Source organism: Rhodonellum sp. (assembly GCF_030656585.1).
In the GTDB taxonomy this organism is placed as follows: Bacteria; Bacteroidota; Bacteroidia; order Cytophagales; family Cyclobacteriaceae; genus Rhodonellum; species Rhodonellum psychrophilum.
This window is the reverse complement of record NZ_JAUSPP010000036.1, coordinates 1-22,625: the sequence shown is the minus strand read 5'-3', so window position 1 is coordinate 22,625 and position 22,625 is coordinate 1. Positions and strand designations below refer to the sequence as shown.

The 22,625-nt window shown below is 43.8% G+C and carries 11 protein-coding genes; 3 read left to right on the top strand and 8 right to left on the bottom strand.

What is annotated here, in order from left to right; translation table 11 throughout:
- The first annotated feature begins 102 nt into the window (after positions 1-102).
- Positions 103-495 carry a GreA/GreB family elongation factor gene (locus Q7J63_RS10295; protein ID WP_304885906.1) on the top strand — a complete coding sequence of 131 codons (393 nt, stop codon included), beginning with the start codon at positions 103-105 and terminating at the stop codon, positions 493-495.
- Positions 496-803: 308 nt separating this feature from the next.
- Complete coding sequence (locus tag Q7J63_RS10290) at positions 804-944, top strand: hypothetical protein (protein ID WP_304885904.1); 141 nt, start codon at positions 804-806, stop codon at positions 942-944.
- 490 nt (positions 945-1,434) lie between these two features.
- On the opposite strand, the gene Q7J63_RS10285 is transcribed toward Q7J63_RS10290, so the two are convergent.
- From Q7J63_RS10285 to Q7J63_RS10270, 4 genes are read right to left on the bottom strand one after another with little or no spacing between them, the layout of a single operon-like run.
- The gene (locus Q7J63_RS10285; RefSeq protein WP_304885902.1) at positions 1,435-3,888 is read right to left on the bottom strand and encodes a sugar-binding domain-containing protein; all 2,454 of its coding nucleotides are present in this window, start codon (positions 3,886-3,888) and stop codon (positions 1,435-1,437) included.
- A gap of 1 nt (position 3,889) precedes the next feature.
- The gene (locus Q7J63_RS10280) at positions 3,890-5,482 is read right to left on the bottom strand and encodes a glycoside hydrolase (protein WP_304885900.1); all 1,593 of its coding nucleotides are present in this window, start codon (positions 5,480-5,482) and stop codon (positions 3,890-3,892) included.
- 54 nt (positions 5,483-5,536) lie between these two features.
- Positions 5,537-7,228 (bottom strand): RagB/SusD family nutrient uptake outer membrane protein, encoded by a 1,692-nt coding sequence (locus Q7J63_RS10275; protein WP_304885898.1) that lies wholly within the window; start codon positions 7,226-7,228, stop codon positions 5,537-5,539.
- Between the two features lie 20 nt (positions 7,229-7,248).
- Complete coding sequence (locus Q7J63_RS10270; RefSeq protein WP_304885897.1) at positions 7,249-10,341, bottom strand: TonB-dependent receptor; 3,093 nt, start codon at positions 10,339-10,341, stop codon at positions 7,249-7,251.
- A gap of 198 nt (positions 10,342-10,539) precedes the next feature.
- Between Q7J63_RS10270 and Q7J63_RS10265 the strand changes: the two genes are divergently transcribed.
- Entirely contained in the window at positions 10,540-14,619 is a 4,080-nt protein-coding gene (locus Q7J63_RS10265) for a hybrid sensor histidine kinase/response regulator transcription factor (protein WP_304885895.1), read from the top strand.
- Positions 14,620-14,946: 327 nt separating this feature from the next.
- Here the strand turns inward: Q7J63_RS10265 and rhuM are convergent, their stop codons facing one another.
- From rhuM to Q7J63_RS10250, 4 genes are all read right to left on the bottom strand, one after another.
- On the bottom strand, positions 14,947-15,237 hold the full coding sequence (gene rhuM, locus Q7J63_RS20860) for a RhuM family protein (RefSeq protein WP_370691889.1): 291 nt from the start codon (positions 15,235-15,237) through the stop codon (positions 14,947-14,949).
- Between the two features lie 777 nt (positions 15,238-16,014).
- A complete protein-coding gene (locus Q7J63_RS10260) occupies positions 16,015-16,908 on the bottom strand; it encodes a hypothetical protein (protein ID WP_304885893.1) in 894 nt (297 codons plus the stop codon).
- Between the two features lie 341 nt (positions 16,909-17,249).
- The gene (locus Q7J63_RS10255) at positions 17,250-18,218 is read right to left on the bottom strand and encodes a type IX secretion system membrane protein PorP/SprF (RefSeq protein WP_304885891.1); all 969 of its coding nucleotides are present in this window, start codon (positions 18,216-18,218) and stop codon (positions 17,250-17,252) included.
- A 70-nt stretch (positions 18,219-18,288) separates the two neighbouring features.
- A partial coding sequence (locus Q7J63_RS10250; RefSeq protein ID WP_304885889.1) for an MBG domain-containing protein occupies positions 18,289-22,625 on the bottom strand: 4,337 nt, incomplete at its 5' end.

Sequence of the window (22,625 nt, the reverse complement as noted above, 5' to 3'; positions counted from 1 at the left end):
AATTCCTATATAAGCAGGGGACTCAAGTCCAAATCTCTTAAATGAGAAAAGAGGATTCTAATTTTTTTCCATATAGAAATCATCAATTAAAATTTAAAATCCATGAAACCAATTATCAAAAAATCCGATGAAAAGGCCATTCGCTTTCTGATGGAAAACCTTTCAGCTTCAGAAAGAACTAAAGAGATGGGCACATTACAGTCAGAATTGATGAGAGCAGAAATAGTTGAAGATGACAAAATTCCTGAAACCGTAATCCAAATGGGATCTTATTTTGAGGTTCAGGAAATATCAAGTAAAAAGAGGCTACGGTATTCGCTCACATTTCCAAAGCAGGCAAACTTGGCGGAGAATAAACTCTCCATTTTCTCCCCAATCGGCGTCGCTTTGATCGGATTCCAGCAAGGTCAGGAATTTGAGTGGAATTTGCCTGCAGGTATGAGAAAGTTCAAAATTGAAAAAGTATCGCAACCTACCCTGAGTTCTGCCGAATAACAAAATCCCTTTCCCTAAGTACTCGGGAAAGGGATTTTGTCATTCAGGGAATCCAGACAAGTCGGGCTACTCAATATTTCAAAAAAGCAGATACTGCAAGAATTAAATTTACCGGAAAAGAATGGGATTTTCACATGTCACGTACCCCCTACTTTAAATCGTGTTCTGGCCTCTTTTCCTAAATTGTCACCATAAACCCAATCAATTCCATCATTAATGAATACCTATGGCAAAACCTATGTGTCCACCTTGACATCATCAGGGTATCCATCGCAAGAGAAACCCTGGAAGGGATCCTGAAAAGCCAAATGGTGGATTTTGAAGGAAAAGAATACTTCGTCTTCGAAGTGGCCGCCCTCAAAGAAACGGATGGTTTCGGAAAGACCCACACCACTTACGTCAGCAAGAAAGTAGCAACCGCAAAAATGAAGGGCTCCCTAAAAAAGTAAGTTAAATCGTAGAAAAGGCCCATCGGGGCTTTTTTGTTGGTTTTTTGTTAAAAAAATCTTCTCCATTTCTAATTTTATTCCATCCTGAAATTGCTTAAAAATCAGTCTTTGTTTCCTGTTTTTGACCTCAGCAGATCGGCACGATGCATTTTTCTCTAAATAGTGTGATTTTAATGGCGTTTCGGGAACCCCATTAGGAAACGGTATATACATTTCCGGTAAGATGTATTTTTTATATCCGTATATCTATATATCCGTGCGGTTAACTCCATAGGCGTATATGTGGATATATGGAGTTTAAGATGGTGGTTTTTTTTACCCGTATCGATTGCCATCCACCCACCATTAATTCAGAATTGCTCCGCTTGGCAATGTCCTTTACTTTATCAGAATCTGGAAAAATATTCCAGAATGCGAGATAGTAAATACATCACTGGAAAAGGATTTGATAGAAGTTGGACTGAAGGGTCAAACTTCTACCAAATCCTGTTTAAAGAAAGGATACCTGATATTTCACCTCATTTAATTCAATGTTGAAAATTGCTTCTGGCAAATTTGGAGAGGATACCCGGATTTGGATTGATGCGGAATTCCCATTGGTCTTGAGATAAGCCTTTAGCCTACCCTTGTACGTTTTTCTAAAGGAAGCTTGGTAGCTTTCGTGACTGGCCAAATCGCCACTTTCCAAACCCAAAAGTTCTATTGGTCCTTGAAAATCCAAGGTCAATTCCTGATCTGAATCCTCAACCAAATTCCCGCTTGCATCCGTCAACGTAATTTCCAACTCCATTACCTCATTCTCTTTCGTGAATTGTTTTTGGGTAACTTTACCTTCAATTTTTGAGACCGGTCCCGGTGTATTCAAGGCATACTCAGCGACTTGAATTCCATCATTGTAAGCAACGGCTTTTAACTCCCCTTCCTCATAACCAAGCTCCCAGGCGATCATTTGATCCAGTTCATATTTCCCTTGATTTTTCCCCAAGGATCGGCCGTTGATAAATAATTCCACCTCGTCCGCATTGGTGTAACATGTGACCCATTTTGTATCTCCCTGCTCACCTTTCCACGAATTTGAGATATTGCTTCTCCGAAGCACTTGTCTCTCATTTTCCGCAACACCTAGGTAAACCATGGGTTTTTCACTCCAAAGACTTTGACGAAAATAAAAATCAGGCTTTGGTATTCCTGCCAAATCGATGATTCCAGCTCCGCTACTTCTTTGGGGCCACGGACGTGCTTCTCCGATAAAGTCAAATGCAGTCCACAAAAATTGGGATGAAATAAACTCATTTTCTGTCACTGCGAGCCAAGCTTCCAATGCATCCCCATTTTCACTTCCATAAATTACCCGGTCAGGATATTGTTCATGATCTTCTTTGTACCGGTACTCCTGATAATTGTATCCCACGATATCAAGGTGATCTGGGTAATCCGTATAATTCGACATGGCCACCCCTGCCAAAGCTGCGGTAACCGGTCGCGTCGTGTCCACCCGCTTGACTGCATCTACTAAGGTCTTGGAAATTTCTCCCATTCTCGAAGCTGGAGGATTGTCTTTTTGAAATCCTTTTCCATATATCTGGGGATTTCTTCCCTCATCCAACACTGGATGACTATAGGGATCATTAGGATAATCCACTTCATTCCCGATGCTCCACATGATGATGGAAGGTCTGTTTCGGTTTCTTCTGACCATGTCCGCTACATCCTTCTCAGCCCAATCCTCAAATCCATCATGGTTGAGGTCATTTCCCGGCGTTCCTGCATTCCAACCTTCTATCCATTTGTTTTTAGCAATTTCCCATTCATCAAAAGCCTCATCCTGAACCAAAAACCCCATTTCATCACATAAGTCATAGATATAGTCCTGATGTGGATAATGACTCATCCGGATGGCATTGCTACCCAAATCCTTTAAAGTCTGCAATCGGTTCCGCCATACTTCTTTTGGAACGGCAGCGCCCAATGCACCGGCATCGTGATGGATACAAACCCCTTTGATCAATGTGGACGTTCCGTTTAGAAAAAACCCTTTATTCGGATCAAAATGAAAATCCCTTATTCCAACCCGATCTGTCCATTGGTCCATCAACTTGTTTCCAGCCCATAACTCCACTTCCAACGTGTACAAATACGGATCGTCTGTAGACCATAAGTGCGGGTTTTCCACTTCAAAATTCAGTTGGTTTTTGTTATTTGAGCCCTCCGCTCCTTGGATACTTTTGGAATCCCCTGTTATTTTTTCACCTTCCCTGTTTTTGAATACCGCCTTCACCGTCAAATCAGTTTTACCTTGAAGGTTTTGGTCGATTTCTATGTCTACCTGGGCGACCGCCTTGTTTGCGTTAATTTCTGGAGTATGAAAAAAAACTCCCCACTGTGCAAAGTGAACCGGATTAGATTGAATGAAGTATACATTCCTATATATTCCGGAACCCGTATAATACCGAGCATCTGCAAAATTTTGATGGTCCACTTTAACGATCAGGCGATTGTTATCCGCCTTCAAAAATGGCGTCAAATCGTGTTGGATCGGAATAAAACCATTGGGTCGCTTTCCCAAATAATGGCCATTGATCCAGATTTCGCTGTTTTTATAGATTCCATCAAAATAAACAGCATACTTGAGCTGTTTATCAAATTCGGCGATGTCAAAATCCTTTCTGTACCAACCGATTCCCCCAGGCAAAAAACCAGTTCCGCTTGCCCATTCAGAACTGAATGGACTTTGGATGCTCCAATCATGTGGAAGTGCAACCGACGTCCAGCCTTCCTGCAAGGATTTGGCCTTCTCAAATTCAAAATCCCCGAGCTGGAATTCCCACTTGTCATTGAACAGGGTTTTGCCGATTTGTTGTGCATCTGCTTCACTGCGCCCTAAGAAAAAAAAGGAAAATAGGACCAGAAAAGCCCCGATAAGAATTTTTATTGGCTCGATCATTTCAAAGTGGTTTTTTGGTGGTTATGGTCAAAATAGAGCGTGCGGGAACAAGTATTTCCGCATTGTTTTGCAGTTGCCTATAGGCCAAATCGTTGTCTTTGTCTGTTAAATAAGCCTCCCAATTTCCCGACTGATTTTCCAAGTTTGAAGCCAAATCTACCTCCACAGCCTGATTGGAAGAGTTCACCAATACGACCACCACTTGGTCCGAATTCGGATCCTTGAAAGCCGAGGCGAGGAGGTCTTGGTTTTGCCCGGGCTGTTCGTTGATCTGAATGGCTATCCTTTTGTATCCCGGACGGATAAATCTACTGTAATTCCCCAATGCCCACAGCATCTTGCTTTCTTCAATAGCGCCATCTGTCTCGGATTTGGAAATGTAAATGAGCCCATCCTTGTAATTGTATGGCGAAACGGCAACCCACCAATGCCAAGCAGATGCTTGTGCAATGGCCAAATCATTATGGATTACCCTGGCCATATAAAGCGCAGGGTTGATTCCCAAATCTTTCCCATTTCCGGAAATCTCTCCGTCATTGTCTCCTAGGATACAATATTCTGACATCCAATATTTCAGCCCTGGAATACGCTGAACAGCCTTTGACAATATTTGTCTTTTGGCAACCGCTTGTTGAAAAGGTGAGGTTGTAAAATAGCTGTGGCCGGAAATCGTGTTGCTCACATGACTAAGTTCGGCGAGGTAATTTTCAGAACCTGAGTCGAAAAATTCAGTGATTTGATTTGATCTTCCAGGACGATTGTATACTTCATACAGGTACTCGATTTGACCTGCCTCTGCAATGTCGATTTTTGTATTTAACCCACTCGCTGCCAGTTTACCATTCAGGGCCTTTACGATCCCGGTAATTTCATGATTCCAGAAAGGGGTTCCCTCCTGTCCGCCATCCTTCCAATCCCATTGGGGTTCGTTGACCGGGCTGATGTAGTCCACCGGGAGCCCTTCATTTTTCAATCCCTGTAAAGATGCAACCATAAAATCAGCAAAGGCCCCATAATTTTGAGGGTCCAAATTTGACTGATTTCCACTCGTTGCATAGGCTTTTCCGTTTCTTGTCAACCAGACAGGTGGGCTGTTCAAGAAGGTCAACAGATACTCCACCTGTCTTTGCTTAGCAGCTTGGGCAAACCACAATTGACCTCTTTGACCTTCTTTATTAAAATTCCCTGTTGCGTCTATAAAAGATGGGGCACGCCTCCAGGAGTCCCCTATCCCACTTTGCTCTCCCTGCTCTGCACTCCCGGCACCCAAATTGAATCTCCAGAGAGAAAGGCCAATCCCCACTGGATTTCCCTCTCCATCCAATTCTTTGCTGAAGAGCAAATCCGCCATTGCCTCCTTTTTTTGATCTGGCCAATTCCCTATAAATTGCCCTGACCAGGCATCGGATGCACCAAAATGATCAATTTCCTGGTAGCTTGTCCCGGCATCAATCTGAAGTTTATATTTTACCTTCTTGGGTTCATTGTCCCGATTTCCAATAACATTTTCACTACAGGATGTCAGGAATAGAAAAGCAAGAGCCGCAGAGCGGAGTATTTTCCGAGAAGATGATTGTCTCAATGTATTTTTCATATATAAGTCTTTAAAAATAAAGGGGGAAGATAATTTACCCTCCCCCTTTTTGAATCAATTATAACCAGGATTTTGCTCCAGCTTGTTGTCTGAGGCTAAAATCTCGCTTCTGGGAATCGGCAACCAGAAATTTCTATCCTGAAAGCTTCTGCCTTGTAGGGCCACTTTGCGCTGATAGGAAAAAGTTCCATCTCCCGCTTTGGTGATGTCCATTCCGTAAGCAGGTTCGTTTTCGGTTTCCGAGGCAATCATCCACCTTCTTACATCATAGAATCTGTGTTCTTCAAATGCAAGTTCTATTCTTCTTTCGTGCCTGATTTTCTCTCTCATTCCATCCTTGGAAAGCCCTGAAGGCAATTCCGGCATTTCTACACCATTTCTGGAACGGATCCTATTGACCGCATCATATACAGAACCATCAGGTCCGAAGGCCTCATTTTGCGCTTCTGCATAATTGAGCAATATTTCTGCATATCTGAAGTAAATCCAGTTCTGCGTTCCTGCAACTTGCCAGGGATTTTGGATGGGTAATTCTTGGTTGATGAATTTTCTGAGGTAGTATCCCGTCCTGCTGGTATTCCAATTGGAAGGACCTTGTCGGCTGTCTCTCCCGCCTGGAAGGAATGTTTCTACCGCCCTTCCTCTGTAGGGGGCACCGTTGTAAAGAACGGTTTCTGAAAATCGAGGATCCCTGTTTTCATAAGGACTTTCAGCATGTTCCGGATTGTCCCAATCGAATGGCGTACCATCCATCATTTCATAATCATCCACGAGATTTTGAAGGGGAACATTTCCGCCCCAACCATCATATCCGTTAGGTCCGTTTGCGATTTCAAGCGCTGTGTGCCTTTCATTGATGTTGTAATATCTGGCAAAGATGATTTCTTGGTTACTCTTAGGAGTCAAAAACAATTCACCATATCCCTGCTGGTAAAGTCCATAAACGCCAAGATCCATGACCTCTTTTGCTGCTTCAGCTGCGCTTTGCCACTTCTGTGCATTCCCTCCATTTCCATCGTTGTACAAAGGACTGGCAGCATAGAGCAACAATCTCGCTTTTAATGCCATGGCACCCCCTTTGGTGATCCTGCCTTCCTTCCATTTGTCGCTATTGTTGAGCGGTAAACCGGCAATAGCAGCATCCAATTCACCGATGACATAGGCAAGTGCTTCTTGCTTGGAGGCCTTTTGGAATAGACTTTCTTCAGTAAAATCATCCCCAAGCTGAGCCACCTTGTCTCCCATCAATACAACTTCACCATAATTTCTAATCAGGTCATGGTACCGAAAAGCACGGATAAACTTCAATTCAGCGGTCAACAAAGCCTTACCGGATTCACTCATATTGACTTCCGGCAAATTGCCCAGTGCAAAATTGCATTCCCGTATGCTTCTGTAACTTCTGCCCCAAAAAGCACCTGCGATACCGGTGTTTTCCGGAGACAACAATCCCTGTTGAATTACCCAAGTGTTGTCGTCGTTGTTGTAAATGGACTCATCTGTAAGTGATCCCCATAGGGCATACTCAAAACTTCTTCCAAATCCTGGTACAGAACCATCGCCTTCTTTGTCAGTCAATCTGACGCCAAGATAACGGTTGATTACAAAAGCCTCAAACAAGGTTGAATCCGCTAATATTGCAGCATCGGAAACTCTGTCTGTTGGCACGATATCCAAATAGTCCTGGTTACAGCCAAACAAGAAGGCCCCCATAAATCCCAATAGGGTTGATTTAATATATTTCATTCGATTCATGTTTTTTGGGTTTAGAATTGAATATTGACACCTAGGTTGACAATGCGCTGTTGCGGATAAAACTGTCCGCTGTTGCTTGCTCCCTCTGGATCAAAATCCTTCACTTTGGTCACTGTTAATAAATTGAAGGCATTGGCATAGACCCTAAGGTTTCCTATGGCATATCGATCAAGAAAAGTTCGGGGAAAGGTGTAGCCCACCTCCACGTTTTTCAACCTGACAAAAGAAACATCCTGCAGCCAAAAATCACTGGGAAACAATCCCCCACTGACGGCACTGGAAGACCTTTCACTCACCCTTGGATAAGTCCCTTCTGGATTTGATGGACTCCATCTGTTGTCGGACCATGAACTGTAGAAATTACCCACTGTTCCGGATTCCGGCAATACATATTGCCTGCTTCGACCCTGACCGGAAAGCAATGCTGCGAAATCAAAGTTTTTATAAGAAGCATGTAAGTTCAAACCAAAAATGATCTGAGGAATATTCCCCAACTCGGTTCTGTACATGTCATCGGCAGAAATGATCCCATCCCCATTGATGTCCTCATAGATAAGGTCACCAAGCTGTGCGCCGGGAACATGTGGAAATTGATCAAATTGTTCTTGTGAAGTAAATATGCCCAAGGACCTATACAATAGATTGGTATTCATGGGTCTTCCTGTCAATCTTTGGTAATCGAGCACACCTGGTGCTTCGTCCATGAAAACAATTTCGTTTCTCGCATAAGTAAAGTTTCCGGAAACTCCAAAGCTAAAGTCCCCAACATGTTCATAACCCACGGTGGCTTCCATACCATGACTTTTTACCTCCCCGATGTTTTCAGAAGGAACCAAAGAAGATCCCCCATACGGATTTACAATTCCTGAAACATTTGGGATCGACGCATTGCGTGTAGTCAAGATGTTCGTTCTGTTTTGTTGGAAATAGATCAATTCGGTCGTGAATTTTTTCAACCAGATCGCATTGATCCCAAAATCGGTTTTGTTTGCAATCTCCCAGGTTATATTGGGATTGCCCAACCTGATCAAATCGATTCCAGTACTGACCACATCGCCCAGCACATACCTGTTGTTGAATGAATAGTTGTCATAAAACTGGAATTGACCCACATTGTCATTCCCAAGTTGACCATGGGAAACTCTGAATTTGAGGTCATCAATAAAATTGAAACTGTTCCTAAACCAATTTTCCTCCGAAATCCTATAACCTGCAGACACGGAAGGGAAAAATCCGAACCTATTCCCTCTTGGAAAAACGGAAGATCCGTCTATTCTCCCCTGAACCTCCAAGAGATACTTCTCTTTGTAGTTGTAATTCAACTTACTGATATAACTCCTTCTGGTAAAATTGTAGCTGCTGCCCCAATTGTCATAATCAGACGCTGCAGCACCCCCCTGGGACAATTCAGGAGTTTGAGCTGTGGGGAAATTAATCCTGGCAGCACCCATTGTATGGGACTTGTTTTCGCTTTGCTCAAACCCAATGAAGGCATCTACGAAGTGATCGCCGAATACGCGGTTGAAATTCAACTTTATATTGCTGACCATCATGGACATAGTGGTATTTCCTTCATCCAAAGAGGGCCTTTGATTGGGCCCTCCGCCTATGACGATGGGATTGAAAGCATTGTCGTTCCTATTGTAGTTGTGAAGCGTGTAGGGAGTCCTGAATGTTCTGTATCGATCAGCACTTTCATCAACGGAATAAAAACCATCCACTGACAATCCTTCTAGAAAAGGCAGCTCGTACCTAGCCCTCAGGATACCATTGAAAACATATTTTGGATTTTCATTAATGCCCCCTCGATCCGTTGCCATCATTGCAGGGTTGGCATTTTCAATACCACTTGAGGGAAGTCCATTTGGATAAAAGGCATTGGTGGTGGGATATGCCCTGTAAATAGACCTGAAAATAAACCCCGCACCCTCTGTTGGAAATTGACGTGCCTCTTTCCTTCCTGAAAGTGCCAATCCCACGCTCAATCTTTTGGTGATGTTTGCATCGATATTGGAACGAAAACTAAATTGATCAAATTTAGCGGCGCCTTCCTTGTAAAGGCCATCTTGGGACAACTTGCCCATGGACACGAAATAAGTGACATCCTCACTTCCACCTCTCAAGCTCAAATTATGCTGATTTTGCAAAGCGAAATTCTGAAGGGTTTCTCTTTGCCAATTTGTGTTTGGATAATTCAGCGGATCTGATCCATTTCTGAATAGCTCAATTTCATCTGGACTGTAGACCTGATTGAATCCATTTTGGTTGTTGTTGTAATAGGCTATTTCATTTCGGATGGTCGCATAGGTAGCTGCATCCGCCAGTTTTGGTAACCTGGTTGGGGAAGAAAAACCTTGGTTAAAGGTATAAGAGATTTGAGGTTTTCCTGATTTCCCACGCTTGGTAGTAATCAGGATCACTCCATTTGCCGCGCGGCTACCATATACGGCTGCAGATGCATCTTTCAATACAGATACACTTTCAATATCCGCCGGGTTAAGCCTTTCAAGTCCTCCAATCTGTCCAGGAACACCATCGACTACCACGAGTACATCATTATTGCCAGTAGTGGCCAATCCACGTATGGAAATACTGGAACCATCATACCCAGGTTCGCCACTTCTGTTGCTGGCGATTAATCCAGAGACTCTGCCAGCCAAAGAATTGGATAGATTGGGTTGTGGGCTTTTGGTCAAATCCCGTCCTTCTACCTGTGATACAGATCCTGTAAGCGTAACTTTCTTTTGCTCCCCATAGCCGACCACGACCACTTCTCCAAGAGTGTCCATGTCTGGCTGCATTGTGATGGTAATATCGCTTTGGGAACCTACTTTTATTTCTTGGGTGGTGTATCCAATAAAAGAGATCTGCAAGACCGCTTCTGGATTTCCACTCAAATTCAGTGTAAAATTACCATCCAAATCCGTGACGGTACCTGTAGTTGTTCCCTTTACCAAAATGGATGCTCCTGGCAAGGACAATCCATTTTCATCCAGTACCTGACCTCTAATGGCTGTTTGCTGCGCAAAAGCCATCAAGTGAAGTGCAAAAAAAAGAACCATTGTGAAGAATGGGACCTTTTTTGAGTAATGCTTTTTCATCATTCTTTTTGGGTTAATTGTTTCTTGATTTTGAGAAATACATGGATTTCCCCTCATAATTTTTATGAGCCAAGAACAATATTCTCCATTTATTAAAAAAAACAGGGGTTATAAACTGGTGAAAAAAGGGGGACAAATCGCCCAATCTTTGCAAATCTCGGGATTAATGTAAAATATTGTACTCGATGTGATGAAATCCAAATGAAACCCAAAACCATACTCTTCCTTTTTTTTGTATTTCTGGCTTGCCTCAGTGCCCAAGCCAACGACACAGTTCAAATGAACGGGGACTTGAATGAGCAACTGACTTTTTACCTGATGGACATGGAGTCTGGTTTGGCACACAACGTAGTCAACAGTATTGAACAGGATCACCTTGGATACATCTGGATCGCAACTGTGGAGGGTATCAGCAGGTACAATGGAAGCGCCTTTTTAAACGTCAAGCAAAACGGACAACCTGGTAACCAATCCTTGGCAAATAATTTTGTACAGCAAATCCTATTGAGGAAGAATGGGGATTTGATGATAGCGACCGATGGCGGATTAAATATCTACAATTTAAGGGAGGAAAGATTCGGTTTGGTCCAACAAAAGGACGGGTTATTGACCAATAGCATTAGCAGTCTGATTGAAACCCCAACCGAAGGCATAATCGTTGGTGCATATAGGCATGGAATTCAAATCCTGAAACCAAACGCGGTGGTGAATAGCTCTTTTTCCCACAACAAAATAGATCCCTCGAGCCTTTCTTCAAATCAAGTCACTTCGCTGACTATGCAGGGAGATTCTGTGGTCTGGATAGGCACTTTTGATGGTGGCCTGAATAAATTAACACTGAAAAACAAAAGTATCGAAAGGGTATTTCAAAAGGAAATAGATGGTCTACCAGCACAAATCGATGCTCTTTATACCGACAAATCAGGAAATGTTTGGGTCGGCTCAAAATTTGGGTTGAAGGTAATCACCGCAAGTGGCGATACGCTACTGATGGGAAAAGGAGAAAATGAAAGGGAAGGATTGAGTGACCGTGAAGTCTTGTCCATTGAACAGGACGATCAAAACAGAATGTGGATCGGTACCCGAAACGGAGGATTGAATATCCTTTCCATTCCTGATTTTTTGAATAAAAATGAATTGAACCTTTTTTGGTTTTTGCCCAAATCCGATGGTTCCAGCGTTTTTAACAGAACGGTTTCAGCACTGAAAAAAGACAGAGATGGAAACATGTGGATTGGAACAAGCACAGGCGTAAATTTTGTCAACCCAAAGGGTGAACCCATCAAATTGATACAAAGGAATCCCAACACTCCCCAAACCCTTGCGCATAATCGGATAGGCGCATTGGCTGGAGGCTCCAAAAACATGCTTTGGATCGGAACAGACGGAGGAGGGCTGGATTTGTTTGACCCCAAAACAAGGAGTTTCACGAATTATAGCCATGATCTTGAGAAAAAATCAAGCATCAGTAACAACTATATCATTTCCTTACTTGAAGACAGCAGGGGAAGATTATGGGCAGGAACTTATCATGGCGGACTGAACAGACTCGACCAAAACACAATTAAATTCCACAAATATCTTCAGGGAAATGCCCAAAATGGGGCGGATGTCAGAGTGATTGCGGAAGATTACCAGCAACAAATCTGGGTGGGTACCAACCAAGGTGGACTTTACAGGTATTCTGAGGCGCGCGATCAGTTCGATTACATTGTGGAACTTGGCAAATTGGATATTCGGGATATCGCTGTGGACCAGAAGCAAAGGTTGTGGTTGGCCACCTTCGGGTCGGGGATTATATGTTTCGATCCCCAAACAGCCGAAATCACCGATTACAAGGTTGAAGAATTCGAAGCGCTTCCGGGAAACATCTATTTTTCCATTGAGATAATGGCCAATGGAGAAATACTCGCCGGAAGTCGATATGGCGGATTGGTCAGAATCCAGCCAAATATGCGCATGATCACCACTATAACTGAAGCAGACGGTTTGAGTAACAATACCATCAGTAGTATGGTCATGGATGACGAGGGCATGATCTGGTTGGGTACATACAATGGAATCAGTTGCTACAATCCTGAGTCTGGAAATATTTCCCATATCAACACTTTTGACAATATCCAACGAAGCGAATTCAACATAGGTGCGGCCACATATTCTACTGATGGAATCTTATACTTCGGTGGCAACAAGGGGATCAATAGTATCAATCCCTCCAAACTTGAGGAGGAAATAGAAAAACCCTCGTTGATTTTTGAAAATTTCAAACTTTTCAATGACCGCGTGAGTGTAGACCATGAATTGTTGGACAGTGCCATAGCCTACAAAAATTTTCTGACCCTAAACCACCAGCAAACCCTATTCTCCTTTGATTTTGCGATCTTAAAATACCCATTTGCCCAAAATGTAAACTACGCCTATAAACTGGAAAATTACCATGAACATTGGATCCAGGTCCAAGGGAATGGGACCGCCAATTTGAGTAAGATTCCTCCAGGTTCATATAACTTATTGGTCAAGGCGGAAATTGGGAACGGGCAGCAAATTGAAAGAAATATCTTCATCACAATCACTCCGCCATTCTGGAAAACCATTCCTGCATATCTGTTTTACTTTTTTGTGCTATCGGCAGTATCCATGAGTATTTTTCGGTATTTCAGTGAACGTGTCAAACTTAAAAATTCCTTATTGCTTGAAAAGAAGCAAAGGGTACTTGAGCATGAAATCAATGAGGAAAAAATGCGCTTCTTCACCAGCTTTTCACATGAACTCAAAACACCATTGACCCTGATTTTGGCTCCATTGGAAGATTTATTTCTGCAAATCAAATCCAAAAGCCAGCTCAATAAACTTGCCTTGGTCCAAAAAAACGCTGCCTATTTGCATCATTTGATCGGAAATCTACTTGAATTCAGAAAATCGGAAACCGGAATGAGCCAATTGCATATCGAGGAACATAATATTTCCCTGAATTTGGAACAATGGATTCAAAATTACCAACCCTTGGCAAAAAGAAAACAGTTGGTATTGACCTGTTCCTTGTCGGAAAGAAACATGATGGCTAGGATAGATTTGGAAAAGCTCCAAATAATCATCAATAACCTGATTTCCAATGCTATAAAACATTGTTCGCCAAACGAGAAAATTCATGTAAGTCTCTGGTCGGAGGTCGACTACTTGAAGATATCCGTGGCAGATACGGGACCAGGAATCCCTTTAGAGGACCGAAATAGAATCTTTGAATGGTTTTTTCAGTCCGGATCCAAAGTCAAAAAAAACGGTACGGGAATAGGCTTGGCCCTTGCCAAAAATTTGGCGGAACTCCACGGTGGTAGCATTTGCGTTGAAAGTGACCTGAAGAAGGGGGCAACATTTATTTTGGGAATTCCTAAAAACTTGGCTCTTTCACCTCCGGACAATTGGGTATCTGATCAATCTAACCCGAAAACAGTTTTTGAAACCCAGCCCTATATCCTTGAAGATTCTACCCTACAGGAACATTTGGTGAAATCGGATGAAGAAAGAGAAGTGATTTTGATTATTGACGACAATACGGATATCATCAATTATTTGGACAGTTTATTTGAAAAAAAATACGATTTAATCCATTCCGAAAATGGTCAAGAAGGATTGGAAAAAGCATTGAAATACATTCCTGACCTGATTATCTCGGACATCATGATGCCCCTAAAAAACGGTATCGATCTTTGCGCGACTTTAAAACAAGATAAATCCACCTCCCATATCCCCATCATTTTACTGTCCGCAATAGGAAGTCCTGAAAGCATGAAAAGTGGCTTTCAGGAAGGAGCCGATGCTTACATCACCAAACCGTTCAATAGCATCCTACTTCAAACCAGAGTAAGGAACTTACTGGACAACCGCAAAAACCTGAGAAAGTATTTTATGGGTCAAATCCACGACGACGAAACATTGGATCCGCACCAAAACAATCTTTTGGTGTTGGAAAAGAATTTTCTTTCTATGTTGGACCAGATCATTCTCGCCCAAATTGGCAAGGAAGAAACACAAGTCGAAATCATTGTTCAGGAGATGGGAATGAGCAGAACTTCCCTGTTCAGGAAAGTCAAAGCCATTACCGGGTACAACATCAATGCGTACATCAGAATGACAAAGCTAAAAAAAGCCGCCGATTTGATTTCCTCCAACCATTTGACCATTTCCCAAGCCGCCTATGAATCGGGATTCAATGATATAAAATATTTCAGAAAGGTTTTTAAAGAATATTTTGGACAATTACCCTCTGAATACAAAAATTGACGGATTTATGTCTTAACCTAAAGTGAAACCCGAAATATGCATTCCGTTTCCAGATAGGATTGAAACTGTAAGAAAATCAGCCTATTGGGAGAATAATTCCTGAGGCCAATAGGATGAAATCAAAAATAGTCAACAACCAATTGATTGTCTGTCAATTGCTATATTGAGTTGAGTCCACAATGCATAAAACGGGTTAAACTGCTAGAAAACCAGACTATTATGAGACTAATTTTTGTAACCTATAGGGTGGAGTCAAAAATAGCCAACAGCTAAATAACTATAAGTCAATTACAATCTTCTCAAATTTCGTTCAAAGCCCTGAGTCGGCTACATCTCTGTAAGCTTGCAATGAAACTGTAGCTTATTTTGATCGGATGCAGGGAAATCTTTGGTCTGCCTGCTTTCTTTGACATGATCGGAACTCCAGGCATACAGATCGGTGATTTTTTGATAAAATTTAGGTTGACAGTCTCTGATTTCACGAATGCGTTCCTGCAATTCCTCAAAAAAATCCTGGCGAAAGTTTATTCCTTGCTGGAATCTTTCATCAACCAAAACAAAACCTTTGATGATAAACTCATTCAGCGTTTGGGTTGCCCATTCGCGGACATCATTGATTTCACTCTAATTCAAACAATATTTTACAGCCATTATGGCCTCAAAATGATAGCATTTCCTACCATTGGGTACTTTCGCCCCTAATTTCTACCTCACCAACCCTAACTCTTTAAAACAATAATTTTGTTTCCCCTGATCACCTGCCCGTTCAGCTCAGCGGTACAATCGCCCAATTCTTCTTTGTCCCTTTTCTCTACTTGAGCAAATGCTTTTTTGACAAAGGCCTATCGTTGATGTCTTTTGGCAATCCGAACACTGGAAACCTTAACAGGGTTGAGGAGATTTTGTGGATTTATGTCGATGCTGTTTTAGGTTCTTGGCCCCCTTCAATGTTTGTTGATTTATTAATCAGATTCATGTCTATGATTTAAACAAAAATCAGGAAAGGCTACATTGGGGCGTTTTTATTGTTTTTCGATCGAAAAAATGGGCTTCCACTACTGGGGAAAAGGCACAAAAATTGGGAATCCGGTTTGGTACTCGTAAAGATCCCATTCGGTCCAAGGCGTAGGAATTTTGAGAAGCCGAGTGGACCAATGGCTACCGCAGGAATAGGATTTTGCCGTTTTGACTAGCTGGGTCCTTTTTTTTAGGAAAAGATGGGCCAAAAGTCATTGACTGAAAAGGAGTCTTCGGCGTATCGAAGAGATTATGTTTGTTTCCCTTGCCAATGGGAAGACAGGTGTTTGCTCAATCGGCTTAAAGATGCTTTATGGCTCACTGCCCCATTGAATTTGAAATCAACATGCTAAAATCATCCCGACTTCTGTTTCCTGGTCAAAGCGCTTCAAAATAGTGTAGCCTTAGAAATTCCATGATTACTTCTGCGGTGACCTTACTGAACCTCTTAATATTTTGTTCGTTATCTCGTACTCCTTCAAAATTGCACTCGATCTGCACCGCATCCACCTTTCCACTGGTATAAGAACTGTAATTGGCAGTAATATACCCCCCACTGAAATATGGCTCCAATCCGGGGCTTGCTTTTTTTGAAGAGGGGACAGATGGATAAAAACGTTCCTGAAACAAATCTCCCAAAGATTGTCCCCCTCTCAATAGCTGGGCATGGGAGAGGTTTTTCAGATTTTCCGAAGCCAGGTTTTTGATTGAAGAGAATGCTATAAATTCATCTTTGTCAAGCATTGAATCTGGCAAATCCAATTCATCCTCGTACAACAGGTACCCCAGTTCCAGTTGCTGGATCGAATGACCATGGCCATGGATATCCAGCAACAGACCTTTTCCATACTTTGAAGCCACATCGTCCCTTGCTTTGGAAATCATTTGGTGAAAAAAGTCCCAAGCTTCCATTGCCAGCCGATCTCCGCATGTTGCCATGGATCTGCTTCTGTTGGCATCCATTTTTTGCCTATGCAAATGATTGATGACGATATAGGGTTTATATCCCAGGCTTTCCAATTCCTTTTTGATTTGTTCGGTCAAGGATAAGGTATTGGCATCTTCTATATTGACAGCATCCGGGCAAGTTCGCGTAGGCATCCACTCCGGTTTCTCTTGACCACCATGTGAGGCCACCAAAATCAAAGGGAAATTTCCTTCCTCATAAGTGAAAAATTGAGATACCTCTTTGGGTTGTTCATTTTCTTTGGGCGTGCAAAAAACCAATGTAAGAGGCAAAAAAACAAAAAGTAATCGATTGAAATATTTCATTTTTATGGTGAATAGATAGCAGGAGTCGTCTCATTTGAAAGATAAGCTTTTCTTTTGCAAGGCGCCATTTTCTTTTCGTTCGCTGTTTGGTTCAGGTCTTGGAATTTCCCCGATCTGCCCTTCTCTGGGATAGGAAGAGATTCTTGAACAAAATTTGCCTGTTTTTGTCAAATTATCCACAAACTTGGTTTTGTTGCCACATTCCAAAAGGTGTATTGTCAAGCATCTGAAATGGCGGAGGATCTTGATGGGAAATATTTTGCCATCAAGATCCTCCCGAATTTTTGGAAATTTCACAAGATCTCAAGGGGATATCATGTGAAATTTGGCGTGATCCCTCCTTACCAAATCAATACCTCGTCACGGCTTCTTCTTTCATAAAACCTGAAAAGATTGAGTGCAACCGAAAATTCATGCACCGCGCCAGACATTAAGTAGCTGTTGGCCATCGGGAATTCATAAGCATAACCCAAGCGCAGCTTTCCAGTCAAAAACCCGATTTGTCCATTGGTCGCATAATCCAATCGATGTCCAGCTCCGATCCACAAGCGATCCATCAAGAGCACTTTTATATTGAACTCGGTAACGTCAGGGAGATTTTTTCTGGATCGGTAAAAGCCATTGGCGGTAACCGATAGGTTTTCGGAAAGGGCATTCCGGTATCCTGCCTGAACCATCTGCTCCGCTGGATAGCCATCCATGAATTCATCCCCATTCTGGATGCTTCCACCGTTTACCCGGTGGATTCCATAGGAAAAATAGTAGTTGGCATGGGTCAAAGCCATTCCAACGTTGAAATCCAAGACATTCAGGTTGCTGAAGCTGCCCAGGTACTTGCCGATAGTGGGATCGCTTGCCTCCTCAGCGCTAAGTGCATTTCCATCCAATCTGATACTTTGGTAACTCACTCCCGTCCCCAGGCGGAGATTATGACGCTCAGTCAGCCGAATCCGGGCTGCATAGTTGACCGTGATTTCGTTTTCACGAAACGCACCATAATTGTCCTGAAGCAAATTGACCGAAAAAGCATTCTTTCCCAGTAAGCCTGGATCCACCTCGCCCGCCAACTCACCGAAATCCATCTCGGCAGAAATAAAGTAGGTCTTGGGTGCGCCCTCTATCCCTCCCCACTGGTTGCGGACAAATCCCCTGACCACACTCCCCTCATATCCGGTCAGCGCAGGATTGAAGTAGCCCTGAAAATGCGAAAACTGGCTGATAAACTTGCGGGATTGCGCCTGAAGATTTCCTGAATGGGAAAATAGGGCAACCAAGAGTCCCAGTATGATATGCTTCTGAATCCGTTTCATTTTGATTTCGGTTTTTTTGTTGGGAAAACCGAAGGAGTACAACTGTAGCCCTTCGGTTTTATGGCTTTTACTATTTTCTTAACAAGGTCAAGACACCTCTTCTTAATTCATCCGTTTCTTTGGATTCCAGTATCCAATAATAGGATCCCACAGGCATTTCCTTTCCTTCGAAAATACCATCCCAACGCACCGCTGGGCTTTCTGTGTAGAAGATTCGCTGTCCGCTTCGGTCAAACACCTGAACCGTGCCGCCTGCGAAATATTTCAGATCCGGAATTCCCCAGGTATCATTGATCCCATCCCCATCCGGAGAGAAAGCTTTGAAAATCGTGATTTCGGAAATATTCTTTCTGTCCCTCAGAATGGTAAATGACTTTTCAATCACATTCCCATCCCGGTCCGTAACCCGAACCAAGATCTGGAACTGGGTCATTCCAGCTGCTTCTTCCGAGCTGCTCCAGAACAAGAAATCTGACTTGATCTCGAAATAGACATTGTCGGCCGCCCCGGGGACAAGTTCGACCGTATGGATTTGATCGATTTCATCGATGACCGTGAAGTATCCGATTTCCTGGAAAAACACCGTTGGATTCGGAATAAAGAGATTGTTGGATAGGGCTATGTCCCTCAGCGCTTGCTTGGGCAGTACAATTACTTGCAAGGCTGCTTTTTGAGCAGATGGATTCAATACGCCTGCAGGAAGGTTAACCGTTCCGAATACCGTATAGGTACCTCTCTTCAGCAAGTTGAGGGTCGACTTGTCCCACGTCACTCCATAGCTCAGGATCTGGCCGTCTTGCGTCAGCACATTCACTTGTTGCGGAAGGACGGGATCAACTGACCATGGGGTTGTCACCGCATCTCCTGTTAGGAATTCGGCAAGTTCCGCCGGTATAATCTCGAAATCACTGCCTTGAAACTCAATTTGGTAATTGGCTCCGGCAGAGAGGCTACCTTGGCTTATGGCATATACTCCCACTGTCTCACCCGACAGTCGGGTCAAAACACCTGTAAGCATTGCTTCCAAATCGGAAAGTTGGAAACCACTGGCAGCAAAGGTTAGCGCAGGATCAGGATTACCAAAAATCTTGCTTTTGGAATCTGTAATAATCTTCAGTAGGGCCTGATTGATTGTCAGCGTACCGTCCACCATCGTAATCGCATAGTTCTGGTCTGCTCCTCCGGTCAACGTGATCGGATAGGTTCCGGCATTGGATCCCAGCAGGGCCAGCGTACTGATGCTCGGCTCAGTTTCTACTTTCGTATCGCCATTGGCCAATCCTTCATAGCGGATGGTCAGCGCTGGGTTGGTTTCACCGTACACTTTGGACTTGTCCTCTGCCGTGATCGTCAATTCCTTTTTGCCAATCGTCATGCTACCCGCTTCCAAAATGATGGAATAGTTTTCGTCTGATCCTCCCGTCAAGGCAATCGCATAAGTTCCAACTCCCGAGGATTGAAGGGCGGTCGTGGAGATATTCGGTTCAACTGCCGCTTTCGTATCTCCATTGACCAGACCCGTGTAGGTAAAGGTCAAGGTTGGATTCGCTTCACCGTAGGTTTTCTGCTTGTCGTCCGCTCGGATGGTCAGGTTTTTTTGGCCAATGATCAAGGTTCCGTTCACCAAGGTGATTGCATAGTTCTGATCTTCCCCTTGTGTCAAGGCAATCGGATAATTTCCAACGGCTGATGATTGAAGGGCTGTTGTAGAAATGTTCGGTTCCACTGCCGCTTTCGTATCCCCATTGACCAGACCCGTGTAGGTAAAGGTCAGGATTGGGTTCGTTTCACCATAGGTTTTCTGCTTGTCGTCGGCTGTCACCGTCAAGGCTTTTTGGCCAATGGTCAAGGTTCCGTTCACCAGGGTGATTGCATAGTTCTGATCTTCCCCTTGTGTCAAGGCAATCGGATAATTTCCAACGGCTGATGATTGAAGGGCTGTTGTAGAGATGCTCGGTTCAACTGCCGCTTTCGTATCCCCATTGACCAGACCCGTGTAAGTAAAGGTTAAGATTGGATTTGCTTCCCCGTACACTTTTGACTTGTCATCGGCTGTCACCGTCAAGGCCTTTTGACCTATGGTCAAGGTTCCGTTCACCAAGGTAATTGCGTAGTTTGGATCAGCGCCACCGATCAATGAAATCTGATATGCTCCCACATTCGAACTTTGCGTGGCTGTTGTGCCAATGCTTGGTTCGGCATTCACTTTCGTATCCCCATTGACCAAACCTGAGTAGGTAAAGGTCAGCGCTGGATTGGTTTCTCCGTAAACTTTGGATTTGTCCTCCGCTGCGACCACCAAATCCTTTTGGCCAATTGTCAGCGTTCCATTCACCAATGTGATGGTATAGTTCTGATCCGCTCCACCGGTCAAGGTGATTGGATATGTACCCACATTCGATCCTGAAGTTGCATTCGTGCTGATGCCAGGTTCGGTAGCCACCTTTGTCTCTCCACTGACCAAACCAGAGTAAGTGAAAGTCAAGACCGGATTTGGATCTCCGTATACTTTCGACTTGTTCCCTGCTGTGATGGTCAAGACTTTCCTGGTGATCACAAAGTCAGCCGTTGCAAAGTCAACTGTATAATTGGCTCCTGCGCTCAGCGTACCCTTTCCAATCGCGTAGCTGCCGACATCTTGCCCTGCTGCTCTGTCGAGTGCACCTGTCAGGATGCTTGCACTGTCTCCGTTTTCAAAACCGTTGACGATGTAGGTGAATATGGGATCGCTCTCACCGTAGACTTTCTGTTGATCAGTACCGGCAGTCACCTGAAGCGCTTTTTTGACAATCGTAAATACTGAACCGATATAATCGATTGTGTAATTTGATCCCACATCCAGTGTACCCAGCCCGATGGAATACGTTCCCACGTTTTCACCAGGCACTCTATCGAGTGCACCAGCCAAAACAAATTCGCCGTTTTCAAAACCGGATAGCGAATAGGTGAAAATAGGGTCTGTCTTACCGTAGACCTTGGTCTGTCCTTGATCTGCTGTGACCACTACAGTTTTCAGGGTTATGGCAAAATTTGCTCCGGTGTAAGAGATGGTATAATTGTCTCCAGAATCCAAGTTGCCTTGGTTGATGGCATAGTTGCCTACGTTTTCACCGGAAATCCTTGCAAGTGCTCCTGTCAGGATACTTGCATCGTCCCCGTTTTCAAAGCCGGAGGCTGTGTAGGTAAAGATTGGATCTGCTTGTCCATATACCTTTTGTTGGCTCGGGCTTGCTGTGATGGTCAGTGTTTTCTCCGTGATCGAGAAATCCGCTCCCGTGTACATCAAGGTATAATTGTCACCCGCATCCAAATTCCCTTGGTTGATGGCATAGTTGCCTACATTTTCGCCGGAAGTTCTTCCAAGAGCTCCCGTCAGGATACTTGCATCGTCTCCGTTTTCAAAACCGTTGGCGGTATAGGTGAATATCGGGTCTGACGCACCATAGGCCTTGGTCTGGTTCGCATCTGCTGTCACCACGAGGGTTTTCAGGGTAATGGCAAAATCAGCTCCGGTATAGTTGATCGAGTAATTTTCACCTGCATCCAAGTTGCCTTGATTGATCGCGTAGCTGCCTACGTTTTCCCCAGAAACCCTTGTAAGTGCTCCCGTCAGGATACTTGCATCGTCTCCGTTTTCAAAACCGTTGGCGCTATAACTGAATATCGGATCAGCAGCTCCGTAAACCTTGGTCTGGTTTGCATCTGCTGTGACAACCAAAGTTTTCAGCGTGATCGCAAAATCAGCTCCTGTGTAGGCAATCGTGTAATTGGCACTCGCGCTCAAAGATCCTTGGTTGATGGCATAGTTCCCTACTTTTTCGCCGGAGATCCTTCCGAGTGTGCCCGTCAGGATGCTCGCATCGTCCCCGTTTTCAAAGCCGGAGACCGCATAACTGAATATCGGATCAGCGGCACCGTACACCTTGGTCTGGTTCACATCTGCTGTGACAACCAAAGTTTTCAGCGTGATCGCAAATTCAGCTCCGGTGTAAGCAATCGTGTAATTGTCACCCGCATCCAAGTTGCCTTGGTTGATGGCATAGTTGCCTACGTTTTCACCGGAAATCCTTGCAAGTGCTCCTGTCAGGATACTTGCATCGTCTCCGTTTTCGAAACCAGTAACCGCATAACTGAATATCGGATCAGCGGCTGCGTAAACCTTGGTCTGGTTTGCATCTGCTGTGACCACCAAAGTTTTCAGCGTGATCGCAAAATCAGCTCCGGTGTAAGCAATCGTGTAATTGGCACCTGCATCCAAGTTGCCTTGGTTGATCGCATAGTTCCCTACGTTTTCGCCGGAAGCTCTTGCTAGGGCTCCCGTCAGGATACTTGCATCGTCTCCGTTTTCAAAACCGTTGGCGGTATAGGTGAATATCGGGTCTGACGCACCATAGGCCTTGGTCTGGT